General features: G+C 40.0%; 15 protein-coding genes and 1 other annotated feature. All 15 genes read right to left on the bottom strand.

The window, feature by feature from the left end:
- Positions 1-46 precede the first annotated feature (46 nt).
- Complete coding sequence (gene pyrE, locus K3T81_RS15355) at positions 47-661, bottom strand: orotate phosphoribosyltransferase (protein WP_238020901.1); 615 nt, start codon at positions 659-661, stop codon at positions 47-49.
- Complete coding sequence (pyrF, locus tag K3T81_RS15350; protein ID WP_106896600.1) at positions 645-1,355, bottom strand: orotidine-5'-phosphate decarboxylase; 711 nt, start codon at positions 1,353-1,355, stop codon at positions 645-647. Before pyrF ends, pyrE begins: the two co-directional genes overlap by 17 nt.
- The gene (locus K3T81_RS15345) at positions 1,352-2,266 is read right to left on the bottom strand and encodes a dihydroorotate dehydrogenase (protein ID WP_106896599.1); all 915 of its coding nucleotides are present in this window, start codon (positions 2,264-2,266) and stop codon (positions 1,352-1,354) included. Before K3T81_RS15345 ends, pyrF begins: the two co-directional genes overlap by 4 nt.
- Positions 2,263-3,015 carry a dihydroorotate dehydrogenase electron transfer subunit gene (locus K3T81_RS15340; RefSeq protein WP_238020902.1) on the bottom strand — a complete coding sequence of 251 codons (753 nt, stop codon included), beginning with the start codon at positions 3,013-3,015 and terminating at the stop codon, positions 2,263-2,265. Before K3T81_RS15340 ends, K3T81_RS15345 begins: the two co-directional genes overlap by 4 nt.
- A complete protein-coding gene (carB, locus tag K3T81_RS15335) occupies positions 3,012-6,209 on the bottom strand; it encodes a carbamoyl-phosphate synthase large subunit (RefSeq protein ID WP_106896597.1) in 3,198 nt (1,065 codons plus the stop codon). The genes K3T81_RS15340 and carB overlap by 4 nt, the downstream gene beginning before the upstream one ends.
- The gene (gene carA, locus K3T81_RS15330) at positions 6,202-7,302 is read right to left on the bottom strand and encodes a glutamine-hydrolyzing carbamoyl-phosphate synthase small subunit (RefSeq protein WP_238020900.1); all 1,101 of its coding nucleotides are present in this window, start codon (positions 7,300-7,302) and stop codon (positions 6,202-6,204) included. The genes carB and carA overlap by 8 nt, the downstream gene beginning before the upstream one ends.
- On the bottom strand, positions 7,295-8,578 hold the full coding sequence (locus tag K3T81_RS15325; RefSeq protein WP_238020896.1) for a dihydroorotase: 1,284 nt from the start codon (positions 8,576-8,578) through the stop codon (positions 7,295-7,297). Before K3T81_RS15325 ends, carA begins: the two co-directional genes overlap by 8 nt.
- Complete coding sequence (locus K3T81_RS15320; protein WP_238020894.1) at positions 8,532-9,458, bottom strand: aspartate carbamoyltransferase catalytic subunit; 927 nt, start codon at positions 9,456-9,458, stop codon at positions 8,532-8,534. Before K3T81_RS15320 ends, K3T81_RS15325 begins: the two co-directional genes overlap by 47 nt.
- Positions 9,459-9,641: 183 nt before the next feature.
- On the bottom strand, positions 9,642-10,184 hold the full coding sequence (gene pyrR, locus K3T81_RS15315) for a bifunctional pyr operon transcriptional regulator/uracil phosphoribosyltransferase PyrR (RefSeq protein ID WP_106896593.1): 543 nt from the start codon (positions 10,182-10,184) through the stop codon (positions 9,642-9,644).
- Between the two features lie 159 nt (positions 10,185-10,343).
- Entirely contained in the window at positions 10,344-11,255 is a 912-nt protein-coding gene (locus K3T81_RS15310; RefSeq protein WP_238020892.1) for an RluA family pseudouridine synthase, read from the bottom strand.
- The gene (gene lspA, locus K3T81_RS15305; protein ID WP_106896591.1) at positions 11,252-11,722 is read right to left on the bottom strand and encodes a signal peptidase II; all 471 of its coding nucleotides are present in this window, start codon (positions 11,720-11,722) and stop codon (positions 11,252-11,254) included. The genes K3T81_RS15310 and lspA overlap by 4 nt, the downstream gene beginning before the upstream one ends.
- Before the next feature lie 247 nt (positions 11,723-11,969).
- Complete coding sequence (gene ileS, locus K3T81_RS15300) at positions 11,970-14,723, bottom strand: isoleucine--tRNA ligase (protein WP_238020890.1); 2,754 nt, start codon at positions 14,721-14,723, stop codon at positions 11,970-11,972.
- A 46-nt stretch (positions 14,724-14,769) separates the two neighbouring features.
- Positions 14,770-14,993, bottom strand: a binding site (T-box leader).
- A gap of 71 nt (positions 14,994-15,064) precedes the next feature.
- Positions 15,065-15,568, bottom strand: a complete 504-nt coding sequence (locus K3T81_RS15295; protein ID WP_036573211.1) for a DivIVA domain-containing protein — start codon at positions 15,566-15,568, stop codon at positions 15,065-15,067.
- Positions 15,569-15,706: 138 nt separating this feature from the next.
- Complete coding sequence (locus K3T81_RS15290) at positions 15,707-16,483, bottom strand: YlmH family RNA-binding protein (RefSeq protein ID WP_238020884.1); 777 nt, start codon at positions 16,481-16,483, stop codon at positions 15,707-15,709.
- 10 nt (positions 16,484-16,493) lie between these two features.
- Positions 16,494-16,757 carry a YggT family protein gene (locus tag K3T81_RS15285; protein ID WP_036573217.1) on the bottom strand — a complete coding sequence of 88 codons (264 nt, stop codon included), beginning with the start codon at positions 16,755-16,757 and terminating at the stop codon, positions 16,494-16,496.
- Positions 16,758-16,760: the final 3 nt, after the last annotated feature.

Below are 16,760 nucleotides of genomic sequence, written 5' to 3'. Positions count from 1 at the left end.
AACCAACCTGAGAATCAGCTTATTTTGATTCTCAGGTTGGTTATACTTAAAGGTTATTTCTCCAGTCTATTAACTGCTTATGCTCTGACTTTGTAAGACGATTATCGGCTTCCATCACATCTAACAGCTCGTCATAGCCTGTTATTGTTTCTAGACATATGTTTTCTTTTTCAAATAGTTGTGCTGACTTGTTCAATCCATAGGAAAAAATGGCATGGACACCAAGCACTTCCGCTCCTTGCTCTTGTAATACCCTGGCTGTTTCCAGAGAAGATCCTCCAGTCGAAATTAGATCTTCAATTACGAGAACTTTTGCCCCGCTTGTACAAGCACCTTCGATCTGATTGCCTTTGCCATGCCCCTTAGGCTTTGACCGTACATATACCATTGGCAAATCCATTTTATCGGCGAGCCATGCAGCATGCGGAATACCAGCAGTTGCACAACCAGCAATAACATCGGGCTTTACTGGCATCCTATCAATCATTTCCATAAAAGCCTTGGTGATTTTTCTTCTTATTTGCGGATGTGACATCGTAAGTCGATTATCGCAATAAATTGGTGATTTTATACCTGAGGTCCATGTGAAATAATCTGATGGGTTTACTTGTACTGCTTTAATATCTAGTAAATCTCTTGCCAGTTCATACGATAATACCATTGTCCCACTCCTTTATTACACGCTCATAGGCCATTTTTGGATTTACTGCTTTTGTCACACTTCTACCTACGACAATATAGTCCGTGCCTTGCTTCTTAGCAAATTTTGGTGAGGCAATTCGTTTCTGGTCATTGTCTTCCGTTCCATCCAGTCGAATGCCTGGCGTCACAGTTAAGAAGGACGTTCCACATTCTGTTTTTATTTTCTCTGTCTCATGTACGGAACAAACCACGCCGTCAGCTCCATTGCTGCTAGCAAATCTCGCAAAATGACTTACCTTCTCATCCACCTCTCCTGGGATATGTAATTCTGTATTCATTGCTTGTTTGTCCATCGATGTTAGCATGGTAACAGCGATTAACTTCGTCTTACCAGAGTTTCCAACAGTCAAGCCTTCTTTTGCCCGCTTGATCATCTCCGCTCCTCCCAGTGCATGCACATTTACCATTTCTACATCAAGCTTGGCAATATTACGCATTGCTTTCATAACAGTTGTCGGAATATCATGCAACTTTAAGTCAAGGAATATCGGATGATTATCTTGTTTTAGATATTCAATGATTTTCGGACCTTCCCTGTAAAAAAGTTCCATCCCGACTTTTACAGGGACACCAGCTAATTGATTTGTGTGAAGAAAATGCTTTGTTTCTTCCCAATTAGGAAAGTCTAGTGCTAGATAAACAGATTGGTTCATGTAAGTATCCCCTTTCCAACAACCTCTTGAACAGATGAAAATCCGTACCGTTTTAATGTTTCCGGTAATGCATCAATAATTTCTGGACACACAAATGGGTTTTGAAAATTAGCTGTCCCAATGGCAACAGCATTGGCACCAGCAAGTAAAAATTCCAGCACATCTTCTGCAGTAGTGATGCCTCCCATCCCAATTATAGGGATGGATACGTGCTGCCGTACTTCATAAATCATGCGGATTGCAACTGGCTTAATAGCCGGTCCAGATAATCCACCTGTTTTATTAGCAAGGAGAGGCTTCCGAGAAGGAAGGTGGATCTGCATGCCAGTTAGCGTATTAATCATAGACAAGCCATCAGCGCCTGCAGACTCGACTGCTTTCGCCATCGCTGTAATATCCGATACATTAGGTGAAAGTTTCACGTATACTGGGAGATTACTTGCTTGTTTAACCCGATCTGTTACACGCGCTGCCATAACAGGATCGGTGCCAAATTGAATTCCGCCTTCTTTTACATTGGGGCAGGATATATTCAATTCAAGTGCGGCAACATGATCTGTCTCATTAAAAGAGTGCGCAACGTGCTCATATTCCTCTAACGAACTACCAGCGATGTTAGCAATAACGGGAGTCTGATAATCTCTCAAAAAGGACACCTCGTGCTCAATAATGCTCTCTACTCCTGGGTTCTGTAATCCAATGGCGTTTAGCATTCCAGACGCCGTTTCTGCAACTCTTGGCGTATGATTTCCGAACCTTGCCTCACCGGTTGCCGCCTTCATAATGATTGCCCCAAGCTTATTTAGATCATAAAATTCACTGTACTCACGTCCGAAACCAAAGCATCCAGACGCGGGCATGACTGGATTTTTTAAGTTTAGACCAGGTAATTCTACTTGTAAGGAATTCATAGATTTACCTCCTGATGATGAAAGACAGGTCCGTCTTTACAAATTTTACGATAGCCTCCATTGTGATCTGTTGGTATGACACAAGCAAAGCAAGCCCCAACACCACAGCCCATTCTTTCTTCAAGCGAAATATAACCATTTTTATGGACCAGTTCTTTTGAGACTGCTCTCAACATTGGTAAGGGGCCACAAGAGTAATAGGTATCAAAGTCTGCAATACTCCCGATTACGTCCGTTACAAATCCTTGTGACCCATATGAACCGTCATTCGTTACAATATGTGTTTCCCCGAGCTGTTTAAATTCTTGTTCATAGAACACATAGTCTTTTGTCTGAAAACCGAGTATAGATATGATTTTTTTTTGATTATCCACAAGTTTTTTTCCTAAATTATAGAGTGGTGGTACGCCGATTCCTCCCCCAATTAATAGAATCGTAGATGATTCAGGTTCCAGCGTAAATCCATTCCCAGCAGGACCTAATGCATTTATTACAGAACCGATTTGATAGTCAGCTAAATGCTTTGTGCCCGAACCATTGATCTTAAACAAGATTGTCACAGTGTTTTTATCTCTATCTACACTCGCAATGGAAATTGGGCGTCTTAACGTGTGTCCATGAATTAGCAGGTGAAGAAATTGACCAGGCTTTGCTGTCATGCTGATGAAGCTGTTTTCTAGCACCATTTCATAAGTTTCCAACGCGATCTCTGTTGAATTCTTTACGATCAATTCTTCTTTTTTCATTATAAAACAACCTCTTTTTGTTTTATTTCCGTCGCACTAAATGTTGTAGAATCAATGACATTTAAGATAGCATTTGCTGTATCCATGTTTGTGAGACAAGCGATGCCATGTTCCACAGATTCCCGGCGAATAATAAAACCATCAGACCTTGGCTGCTTACCTGAAGTCAACGTATTAATAACAAACTGTACATCTCCATTTTCAATAATTGAAAGCACATTAGGCTCGTCAGCACCAATTTTAGCTACCTCAGAAACTGGCAATCCTGCTTTCTTCACGTAAGTCGCGGTCCCTTTGGTTGCATACAACTGGAAACCAAGTTGATGAAAACGTTCTGCTATTTCTAGCATTTCTTCCTTGTCTTTATCTGCCACAGTCAAGAGCACAGCACCTTCTTGTGGAATGCTTAGCCCAGAAGCAATTAACCCTTTGTATAGAGCTTTTTCTAATGTTTTATCATAGCCAATTGCTTCACCAGTTGACTTCATCTCTGGTCCAAGAATTGTATCTACGCTGCGTAACTTTTCAAATGAGAAGACAGGAACTTTCACAGCTACATAATCATTTTCTGGTAAAATACCTGTTTTATAACCGATATCCCTTAATCGTGTACCGAGAATACATTTTGTGGCAATATTAGCCATTGTCACTCCTGTAATTTTACTTAAGAAAGGAATGGTTCTGCTAGCGCGTGGGTTAACTTCAAGTACATAGACCTCGTCATTTCTCACGATAAACTGAATGTTTATCAGACCCTTCACATGCAATGCCTCTGAAATAAGCTCTGCAGCTTTCATACATTTTGCCTTCACCGTTTCACTGATCCGCTGTGGAGGATAAACGGCGATTGAGTCTCCAGAATGGACCCCTGCACGCTCAATATGCTCCATAATCCCAGGCACAATGGTCGTTTCACCATCGCTGATTGCATCCACCTCTATTTCGATTCCGGTAATGTATTTATCTACAAGAATAGGATGCTCTGTGTTCATGTTTGTCGTTTTTGCAAGGTATGCCTTTAGTTCATCTTCGTTATAGACAATCTCCATCCGACTTCCACCAATTACATAGGATGGTCTAACCAATACAGGATAGCCAATTTCATTTGCTACATCTAAAGCCTGGTCCATTTTCTTAACAGCTTTCCCTTTTGGTCTTAACAAATCTAGTTCATCTAGTAAAATTTCAAATTTATCTCTATCCTCTGCACGGTCAATTGCTTCTAAATTTGTGCCAAGGATTTTCACCCCTCTTCTTTCAAGACCTGCAGCTAAATTAATCGCCGTTTGACCCCCAAACTGTACGATAACTCCTTCTGGCTGTTCTAAATCAATAACATGCATAACATCCTCAAGTGTGAGTGGCTCGAAGTATAGCTTGTCACTAATACTAAAATCTGTTGAAACAGTTTCCGGATTATTGTTCATAATAATTGCTTCATAACCCATTTCTTTAATGGCTAGTACAGAATGGACCGTAGCATAATCAAATTCTATTCCCTGCCCAATGCGAATTGGCCCTGATCCCAGTACAAGGATTTTCTTTCGTGGCGAGACGATGGATTCATTTTCTTCTTCATAGGTGCTATAGAAATACGGTGTTTCAGATTCAAATTCTGCTGCACAGGTGTCCACCATCTTATAAACCGGGCGAAGGCCAGCATCAGATCTTAGTTGATAAATATCATCTACAGACAGATTCCATAACCGAGCAATATGGGAGTCAGAAAAACCTAACTTCTTCGCTCTTTCTAATAGTTCAATAGACTCTGGTTTATTCTCTATCTCTTGTTCCAACTTAATTAAGCCTGCTAGTTTCACAAGGAAGAAACGATCTATCTTGGTATGCTCAAATACTTCATCAATCGTCATGCCTCTACGCAGTACTTCTGCTAATACGAAGATCCGCTCATCATTTGCTTTTTTTAGGCTTGAGATAAGAAATTCATTATTCTCTTTTGTTAAACTGCTAAGCCATAGCTCTTCTGTTCCTATATCAAGCGAACGAATTCCTTTAAGTAATGATTCTTCAAAGTTTCGACCAATAGACATGATTTCTCCAGTTGCTTTCATCTGGGTGCCAAGCTTTCGGTCACCTGTTACAAATTTATCAAATGGAAAACGAGGAATTTTTGTGACGACATAATCCAATGCTGGCTCAAAACATGCATACGTCTTTCCTGTAACCGGGTTTACAATCTCATCTAATGTTAATCCAATTGCAATTTTCGCTGCTACTTTCGCTATCGGATAACCTGTAGCCTTTGATGCAAGTGCAGAGGATCTGCTTACACGCGGATTTACTTCAATAATAAAATAATCAAAGCTGTTCGGATCAAGAGCCAGTTGCACATTACACCCGCCCTCTATTTCCAAAGCGCGTATTATTTTTAAAGAGGCATTCCGCAACATTTGATACTCTCGATCACTAAGTGTTTGAGATGGTGCTACAACAATGGAGTCACCAGTATGTATGCCTACAGGATCGACATTTTCCATATTACATACAACGATAGCCTGGTCGTTTTTATCTCGCATTACTTCGTATTCAATTTCTTTGTATCCTGCAATATTTTTTTCAATCAGACATTGGTTTACTGGGGATAATGTGAGTCCACTTCGAGCAGTTTCCTTTAACTCTTTCATGTCATAACACATGCCTCCACCAGCTCCACCCATTGTATATGCTGGCCTTACAATTAGCGGAAAGCCAATCTCTATTGCAAATTCACAGGCTTGTTCTACCGTGTTTACAATCATACTATCTGGTACTGGTTCACCAAGTTCTTTCATAAGGGAACGGAATTTCTCTCTGTCTTCTGCCTGTTGAATCGCATTTAACGATGTTCCCAATAATGTAACACCATAGGCTTTTAGTATTCCAGTTTCCTCGAGCGCTACTGCCAGATTTAGTGCTGTTTGACCGCCTAAAGTTGGGAGCAAGGCATCAGGCTGTTCTTTCCGAATAATCTTCGTTAAGAATTCTACTGTTAATGGCTCCATATATACTTTATCCGCCACTGTATGGTCTGTCATAATTGTGGCCGGATTGGAATTAGCTAAAATGACGGTATATCCTTCTTCTTTCAATGACTGGCAAGCTTGTGTTCCGGAATAGTCAAATTCCGCTGCTTGACCAATTACGATGGGACCTGACCCAATCACAAGTATTTTTTGGATGTCTGTATTTTTAGGCATATGCTTCCTCCTTGTTTTTTCTCTGGGCTTCGTCAATCAATTCCAAAAACTGATCAAATAAATGATTCGTATCATCTGGACCTGGAGAGCTCTCAGGATGGTACTGGACAGAAAATGCAGCATAATGCTTATGCTTTACCCCTTCTACTGTGCCATCATTTAAAGCAATTTGAGTAAGCTGTAAATCTGTATTTGTAAGTGAAGCTTCTTTAACTGCATAGCTATGATTCTGTGATGTTATATAAGTTCTTTCTTTGTCCAAGTCCTTGACTGGGTGATTGGATCCTCTGTGCCCAAACTTCATCTTTTCTGTGTCGGCTCCACAGGCAAGTGCCAGTAATTGATGACCTAGACAAATCCCAAAGATCGGCACTTTTCCAATAAGCTCTGCTATCATGTTAATTGCTTCTGGGACATCCTTAGGGTCTCCTGGACCATTTGTCAACATGATGCCATCTGGTTTTAATCGAAGGATGTTTTCTGCACTATAGTTGTATGGCACTACTATAATATGGCAATTTCGTTTTGTGAGTTCACGCAAAATGCCATGTTTCATTCCGAAATCGACTAGAACAATCCTTCTGCCTCTGCCTGGCACAACATAAGGCTTAATAGTCGAAGTCTTAGGCACTTGATCTGTTGGTAGCTTCTGTCTATGTAATTTTTCAAGCAGTGTTTCTACATCTTCGCTTTGATCTGCGATAATTGCTTTCATCGTACCGTGTTTACGAATTATTTTAGTCAACTTTCTTGTATCAATCCCATATACGCCAGGAATATCATGAGCCTTAAGGTAGCTATCAAGGCTTTCTTCACTACGAAAATTGGATGGAATCTCACAGGTTTCTTTTACGATAAATCCATGAATGAATGGATGGACGGTTTCAAAGTCATCTCGATTTATTCCATAATTGCCTGCAAGCGGATAGGTCATGGTTACAATCTGTCCACAATAAGATGGATCAGTAATAATCTCCTGATAGCCTGTCATCCCTGTATTAAAGACTATTTCGCCTACCATCATACGGTCACTTCCAAATCCTTCTCCGTTTAATACTGTTCCATCTTCTAATACGAGCTGCTTTTTATTCATGTTCATCCTCCTTGTAGGCAATCTTTCCTTCCGAGATGGTTAAGACTGGGACACCTTGTACTTCCCATTCATGAAATGGTGTATTTTTCCCTTTTGAAAAGAAACTGTTTTTATTAATTTTATTCTGCTTCTTTAAGTCAACTAATGTTAAATCTGCAGCTATTCCCTCTGCTATCTTGCCATAAGGTAGGTTAAATACTTCCGCTGGACGAACAGTCAACCAACCTACTAATTGTTGCAAGCTACATTTTTCAGTTTGGACTAGATGGGTATATAATAGTGAAAATGCTGTCTCGAGTCCTACAATACCAAATGGAGCATCTTGGAAGCCCTTTGCTTTTTCATCCTCTGCATGTGGCGCATGGTCTGTCGCAATAAAATCTATTGTTCCATCCAATAGTCCCGCAAGCAATGCCTCTTTATCAGCTACAGCTCTTAAAGGAGGGTTCATTTTATAATTCGCGTTATCTTCCTTTACAGCCGTTTCATCTAGCAAAAGATGGTGTGGGGTGACTTCTGCTGTTACATGAATGCCTGCCTTTTTAGCATCTCTGATAACGCGAACCGATTCTTTTGTACTCACATGACAAACATGATAGTGACACCCAGCAGCTTCAGCTAGTAATACATCTCTAGCGATTTGTACTGATTCACTTAGTGACGGAATCCCTGGTAACCCTAATTCCTTACTGACTTCACCATCATGCATTACCCCACCATAAACTATGGAATTGTCTTCGCAATGGGCAACAATTGCCTTTCCAGTAGCAGCAGCCTGCTTCATGGCTTGGAGCATAAAATCAGCTGTCTGAATGCCTACCCCATCGTCCGTGAAGGCAAAGACTCCTTCCTGGGACAGCTTGGAAATTTCGGTAATTTCTGTTCCTTGCAAACCTTTTGTTATCGCAGCATAAGGAAGTACTCGCACTTCTGCTTCTAACTGGATCTTTTCCAAGAGTGAATGCACAGACTGTACATCATCAGGTACAGGATTCGTGTTCGGCATGGCACAGACCGTGGTGAATCCTCCTCTAGCAGCCGCTTTTGTACCAGTCTTAATCGTTTCTTTATGCTCTCCCCCTGGCTCACGTAAGTGAATATGCACATCTATAAAACCTGGAAGAAGTAGGTTTCCCTCACAATCGATCGTTTGGTCTGCCGTAACTTCTAAACATTCTCCAACTTCAGCAATTTTGTTATCTATAATTAATACCTCATACGTTTCTTCCTCAGATGCTGACGATAGCCTTTTGGCGTTTTTCAGTAGTAATTTCATTTAATTTCCCCCACTCTCCAAGTATTTTTTTCATAATAGCCATGCGGATATACACTCCATTGTTCATCTGCTTAAATATGCGAGACCTCTCGCACTCTACCAGGGAACTATCTATTTCAATCCCTCTGTTTACTGGTGCTGGATGCATAATAATGGCATGTGAAAGCATTTGTTGCTCTCGTTCTTTCGTTAACCCATAGCGCTCTAGGTATTCTGCATAGTCCCCTTCATTGCCGTGTCTTTCATGTTGAATACGTAAAAGCATCATCACATCGCTTTTGTGTACTGCTTCATCCATACTGATATAGGGAATTGGAAGAGATTCATCGATAAACTCTGGCGCAGCACTAAATGCGACATTCGCACCAAGCCTTGTGAGCGCCTCAGCATTTGATTTAGCGACCCTGCTATGTTTGATGTCTCCTGCAATGGTAATCTGCAAACCTTGAAAACTGCCAAACTCCTGATAAATTGTTAATAGATCAAGCATGCACTGGGTTGGATGTTCTGCCTTTCCTGCCCCCGCATTAAGGATGGGAATTGATAAACCATGCTGTAGCTCTTCTATCCATTGATCCGAAGAATGTCTAATCACAAGCATATCCGCCCCAATTGCTTCAAAGGTTTTTGCAGTATCGTAGAGCGACTCTCCCTTTGTTGCACTTGAACTTTCTTGGTGAAAATCGAGTACTTCCATTCCAAGCTTTCGCTCAGCTACTGTAAAACTCATTTTTGTTCGCGTACTTGGTTCATAGAAAAGATTAGCCACAAATATTTGTTTTGAGAGAGGAAGAGGGTTTTCTTTCAGTGCCTCTGCCATTTCTAATAATGAATAAATTTCCTCTTTAGTTAACTGGCTTACCGATGTAAAATGTTGCATTTTCACAACTCCTTCACGAAATAATGACCGTAGGGTGAAAAGGATTTAGAGACATAAAAAAACCTCTTTGCAAAAGTTGCAAAGAGGTATACGTGTATTGTTATGGGTATACACGTCTCCTAAGGCAACCTTGCAGATCTCTCTGTATCTGTTTAAAGGTTTTATAAAAGCAGGATCCTCCTGCTATTTTTCGTAAATGGTTACAAGGTCTTGACCATCCGTTTCTTGTAACTCTACTGTGATTACTTCTTTTTCCGAAGTAGGGATGTTCTTGCCTACATAGTCTGCCCGGATCGGCAGCTCACGGTGCCCTCTATCAATAAGGACGGCTAACTGAATTTGTGAGGGTCTTCCTGTGTCCATCACAGCGTCCATTGCTGCACGAACTGTTCTCCCTGTGTATAGCACATCGTCAAGGAGAATAACTCTTTTTCCTGAAAGATCTACAGAAATATTCGTCCCCTTAAGCTGTGGCTCTTCATCTTCGCTTACTTTATCAAGATCATCACGATAAAGTGTAATATCCAGTTCACCAGTAGGTACGGTAATGTTTTCTATTTGGAGAATTTTCTCCTGCAATCGTTGAGTAAGAGGAACGCCACGGGTTTTTACCCCAATGAGCACGAGCTCTTCTCCACCTTTGTTTTTCTCTAAAATTTCATGTGCAATTCTAGTAATGGCTCGGTTAATTGCCGCCTGATCTAGGATTTCAGTTTTTTTCTTCATGTTAAACACTCCAACCATAGAAAAATCCCTTTCTCCATGAGGAAAAAGGGACACAGTTCAGAATGTCATTGTTACAACCGAATCCTTTTAAGCCTCACTGGACTATTTTAAAGGGTCAACTATTCATTTGGTTCATTATTACAAAGTTCGCCGTTCATGTCAATACATTTTCTCAATATAGTCTATTACATCTGCAAAGTAGGTCGGTAAAGGCGCTTCGAATTTTAGCCACTCACCTGTTTTAGGATGAGTAAACGCAAGCGATTTAGCATGCAACACTTGGCCGTTTGCATCCAATGTTTTTCTTGGACCATATTTGGGATCCCCTACAAGAGGGTAGCCAATATATCTCATGTGTACGCGAATTTGATGCGTTCTTCCTGTCTCCAGCTGGCATTCGATCCGTGTATAATCTGGATAGCTTTTTAATACTTGAAAATGCGTAATCGCGGATTTTCCATTGTCCACCACAGCCATTTTTTGCCTATCCTTAGGGTCTCTTCCAATTGGAGCATCAACCATACCTGTTTCATGAGGAATTTCCCCATGGACGAGCGCTTCATATTTACGTTCAATTGTCTTTTCAGACATTTGTTCTGATAAATTTCTATGGGCAAGATCATTTTTAGCAACTACAAGGAGACCACTAGTATCCTTATCGATTCGATGAACGATCCCTGGTCTCTCTACACCATTTATACCGGAAAGGTCCTGACAATGGTAAAGAAGTGCGTTCACCATTGTTCCTGTTTGATGCCCTGCTGAAGGGTGAACAACCATGCCCTTCTCCTTATTCACTACTAATAAATCTTGATCTTCATACACAATATCCAATGGTATGTTTTCTGGAAGGATCTTTAATGCCTCAGGCTCTGGTATAGACCAATCGAGCATATCTCCTTCTTGACACTTGTAGTTCGCCTTTGACTCTTGGCCATTGACTTTAACAAGTCCCTTGCTAATCCATGACTGGACTTGGGACCTGGAGCTATCCGGATTAATTTCTGAAAGCAGCTTGTCCAATCGTGTACTTGCTTCAGAAGCTATTACCTCATGTTGAAATAAACTCATTTTTTACCTTTTCCTTTCTTTAACTCATCCATTATTGTAGCAATAATAATGCAAAACACACCAACTACAAGAGCCGAGTCAGCTATATTAAATATCGGGAAATCATAACCAAAGATAACAAAATCAAAAAAATCGACAACTTCCTTACGAAACAATCGATCAATAAAATTCCCAATTGCCCCACCCAGAAGAAGACTTAACGCGATTGCCAACCCACGATTTCCCTTTGCGTAACGTTGCATGTATACGATAATGCCAATTACAACAACAAGCGTTATAATATAAAAGAAAATCATTTGACCCTCTAATATGCCCCATGCAGCCCCTGTATTTCGATGGGAGGTTAGCGAAAAAAACTGATCGATAATCGTTATTTCTTCACCGTAATCCATATTTTTAACAACCAGCCATTTAGTAAATTGGTCTATTCCGATCACGATGAGCGAAATAATATAGTATATGTACATTCTTGTTCCTCCGATTCTCCAATATGTGTCCTTATTATCTTAAACGTAAATGAAGAAATTTTCAATTCAGTACTCATGCACAAAAGCGCAAGCACTCGATCTAAGGAATGCCAACTAAAATAGCCCGAACTGGTTTAACTGCAACGATGACCCGGCTTTTCCTGGCCCATAATTTAAGGCATAACATATTATACTTTCTTATCTCAAAAAAATACTCCCCTTAGTACTAAGAGGAGTATTGAAAAACCTATGCAGTATAATGTTCCTTAACCACATCCGCACAACGTGTGCAAAGGGTCGGATGTTCCTTGTCCTCGCCCACTGTTTCGGACGCTACCCAGCAACGTTCACATTTTTCACCAGGATGGGCTTCAACAGCAACATCCACATATTTATAGGCTTTCGTATTCTCTGCATTTTCTTGCACGGCTGCTTCAGAAACAATTAAGTACTGATGTAGTGGAGCCAGTGCTTCTAATACATCTTTTGTCTCCTGATCTTTTGGAACAATGATGATCTTCGCCTCAAGCGATTTTCCAATTACTTTATCATTCCGCGCTTCCTCTAATGCTTTTAACACATCATCTCTAACTCTCATAAAGTGATCCCATTTCTCGGATAGCTCAGCTAATTGATTATCTGTTACCTCTGGAATATCTGTCAGCTGAACACTTTCCTCATTTGTGCCTGGAATATACTCCCAAACCTCGTCTGCGGTATGCGGAATAATTGGTGTAAGTAGCTTAACCAGCGTTGTCAAAATCTCATAATATCCTGTCTGAATGCTTCTACGACGGTGATTTTCTCTAGACTCAATATATAAGACATCTTTTGCAAAATCCAGATAGAAAGAGCTTAGATCAACTGCACAGAAATTATGAATTTGGTGGAAGATTGGAGAAAACTCATAGTTCTCATAATTTGCTCTTACATCTTTCAACAAACGTTGCAAGCGTTGAAGCATATATTGATCCACTTCTTCCAAATCACTATGGGCAACACGATCTGTTTCTGGATTAAAGTCAGAAAGATTTGCTAACATAAAGCGGAATGTATTACGGATCTTACGGTAAGCTTCAGAGATTTGCTTCAAAATATCATTTGAGATACGAACATCTGCTTGATAATCAACTGAAGACACCCATAGTCTTAAAATATCGGAACCAAGTTGTTTCTGGACCTTAGATGGGACCATAACATTACCAAGTGATTTACTCATTTTCCTTCCATTACCATCCAATACAAATCCATGGCTGATGACCGTTTTATATGGCGATTTGCCAGTCACAGCTACAGCAGTAGATAGGGAAGAGTTAAACCAACCACGATATTGGTCACTACCTTCTAGATAGACATCTGCTGGACGTTGAAGGTCATCACGTTCTTCTAAAACTCCTTCATGGGATGAACCTGAGTCGAACCAAACATCCATGATATCTGTCTCTTTGGTGAACACACCTTTCGGACTATTTTCAGACGTAAACCCATCCGGCAATAAATCTTTCGCATCCCATTCAAACCATATATTCGATCCATGTTCTTTAAAAAGGTCCGAAACATGCTGAATTGTTTCATCCGTAACAATTGGAGTGTTATCCTCTGCGTAAAATACTGGGATAGGTACTCCCCAAGTACGTTGACGAGAAATACACCAATCTTCACGATCACGGACCATGTTGTAAAGGCGTGTTTCTCCCCAGTTAGGATACCAGTTCACTTCTTTAATCTCATCCAAAATGTTCTGGCGGAAATCTTTAATAGACGCAAACCATTGGGCTGTAGCACGGAAAATGGTCGGTTTTTTTGTTCTCCAATCATGTGGATAAGAGTGTGTTATAAAGCTAAGTTTCAATAGTGCTCCGACTTCCTCTAACTTTTCTGTGATAACTTTATTCGCTTCATCATAGAAAAGACCTTCAAAACCTGGTGCTTCATTGGTAAATACGCCTTTCTCATCTACTGGACATAATGCATCAATGCCATAGCTACGAGAAACATAAAAGTCGTCTTCCCCGTGTCCTGGAGCGGTATGAACACAACCTGTACCTGCATCAGTTGTGACATGATCGCCTAGCATTACAAGCGAATCTCTATCATAGAAAGGATGTTTGGCAACAATACGATCTGCTTCTTGCCCTTTAAATGTTTTTATGACTTCGTAGTTTTCCCACTCTAGTGTCTCTGCTACCGACTCCACTAGGGCTTGAGCAAGAACAAATTTTTCATTATTTGCCGCTACGACGACATATTCTAATTCAGGATGTACACTAATCCCTAAGTTTGCCGGCATGGTCCATGGTGTAGTTGTCCAAATAATAATTTTCTCTCCACCATCAAGTAGGTCTTTACCATCCTTCACTTCAAATCCTACGTAAATAGAAGCAGACCGCTTGTCATGATACTCAATTTCCGCTTCAGCAAGTGCAGACTCGGAGGAAGGAGACCAATAAACAGGCTTAAGGCCTTTATAAATATATCCTTTTTTGGCCATTTCACCAAAAACTTTAATTTGGGCGGCTTCATAATCCTTTGTTAAGGTAATATAAGGGTTATCCCAATCTCCTCTAACACCTAGCTGTTTGAACTGTGTACGCTGGCTATCAACTTGACCTAAAGCATAGTCAGCACATAGCTGTCTAAATTCCGCAATGCTAAGTTCTTTACGTTTTACCTTCTTTTTCTTTGTTAGAGCTGTTTCAATTGGCAGGCCGTGTGTATCCCAACCTGGTACATATGGGGCATAGTAACCTGTCATGGATTTATAACGCGTGATAAAATCCTTTAAAATCTTATTAAGCGCATGCCCAATATGGATATCTCCATTTGCATACGGAGGTCCATCATGCAACACAAACAAAGGTTTTCCTTTAGAGCGTTGAAGGCTTTTTTGATAGATATCCTTCTCTTCCCATTCCTCTTGGCGTTTTGGTTCTTTATTTGGTAAATTTCCACGCATCGGAAATTCTGTCTTTGGCATTAATAACGTATCCTTATAATCCATAAATGCTCCTCCTGTTTCAATGAAATAAAAAAAGCCCTCAAATCCCAAAAGGGACGAGAAGACTCGCGGTACCACCCTTATAAACTTAAAACCATAGCGATTTTAAATTCACTCGATATCCGTAACGAGGATAAACCGTTCATTACTACTCTTTGTTCGCAATGAATACTCGGGAGTGATGTTCTAGAAGTTTCTGTACTGGGCTCACACCATATTCCAGTTCGCTATAATCAGAGGATCCTTCTATACTGTCTCCGTCAACGTCTACCTATATCATTGTCCTACAATTCACTTTGTTTATGTCTATGAATTATATGTAAAAAATGTGCCGCCGTCAAGATTTAAGATTCATTTTCCGCTAATTCAAGTTCTTCTCCAATTTCAGCGTCAAAAAGCTGTTCCCAATCATCTGTCCCGATCATATCTAATTGGGCTTCAACAAGCATTTTCAAGCGTGTACGGAAAACTTTAGCCTGTTTTTTAAGTTCTTCTACGTCCATTGAGATACGTCTCGATTTACTTAATGCTTCGTTAATAATACGATCTGCATTTTTTTCTGCTTCTTTAATGATTAGCTTCGATTCTTTCGTCGCATTCCCTTTAAGTTCTTCTGCAGTTTCTTGCGCAATCAGAATAGACTTATTAAGTGTTTCTTCAATATTCGTAAAATGTCCGAGTCTTTCTGTCAGTTGCTCTACTTTTTCAGCAAGGTCCTTTTTATCTCTGATCACAATCTCATAATCTTTTATCACCTGATCAAGAAATTCATTGACCTCGTCTTCATCATATCCTTTAAACTTTCTTGTAAATTCCTTATTATGAATATCTAGTGGCGTTAATGGCACATTGGCCACCTCCTTTAAAGTAATAGCATTCCATCTGTAAAAATAATAAATAATAACAATTTTTCATTAATGCCTGTCCATAATGCCTGTCCATCTTAATTTCGACAAAAATCGTTGTATTCCTGCAAGGGTATGATTTTATTTTAGCACAGCAATGGTTATTTTCAACTTATCTTTTTTCGTTGTTCCATTAACAGCAGCAAGTTTACTTCTTCCCTTCCCTCTTAAGGACAATAAGTCACCTTCTTGAAGACCGTACTTCCCGTCTTCAACTACTTTATAATTCACTTTCACTTGCTGTTTTGTTATGTAAGCAGTCGCATCCTTTCTGGATAGATGGTAAATCTCTTTTAGTACCGTATCTAACCGTAAAGAAGAAACAGTTTTATCGGAAAAATCCCACTGCTGTTCTGATGCCAATCCTTCAGATAAAGGTTTTTCTTCAAGTGTTACTTTGGCTTTTTTAATCATATTTAAATTCGCTCTTACAAATGGGGCTATTTCATCCCCCAAAACAATTTGCAAAATGCCATTCTTAACAGTGATATCACCGAATTTCTGTCTCTTGATTCCTAGCGACAAAAACGCCCCCATTACGTCTCGATGTTCTACAGTAATAAATTTACTTTGATATGTTGCTTGGTATAAGGTCAGCTGAAAATCTTCTATGCTTATTTCATCATAATAGGGAGCAAGAACAGCACGCTTCCTTTCAGCCTCAGCAGTACCACCTTCAAAAGAAAGCTTTATATCCGAAGACTCACCACCAATAAGCATTTTCACAATCTGCTGTTCTCTAGGATCAAGAAAATCGGTAAGCCTTGGTTGAAAGTTCCTCTCAACCTGCTCCTTCCAAGATATCACCTTATCAATAAAGGGTTGTTCATCTTTTCTAAAATGCTGATATATGTCCATATGTACCATCCTAGAATAATATCTTGTAAAATTCCCATAATCCCATTCTCGCTAAATGAATGACAAATATCCCTACGATTGGAGATAAATCAATCATGCCGATAGGTGGGATGAATTTCCGAAACTGTTCTAAATATGGCTCACAAATTTTAGTCAAAAAGCTTCCAATACTCGATTCTCTTGCACCAGGAAACCAAGACATAAAAATATAAACAATTAACGCTAAACTATAAACATAAAGCGCTGTATCTAATAACTGAAATAATTGAAACATCTA

This window comes from Oceanobacillus jordanicus (assembly GCF_022095695.1).
Lineage (GTDB): Bacteria > Bacillota > Bacilli > Bacillales > Amphibacillaceae > Oceanobacillus_B > Oceanobacillus_B jordanicus.
This window is presented reverse-complemented; position numbering and strand designations above follow the sequence as displayed.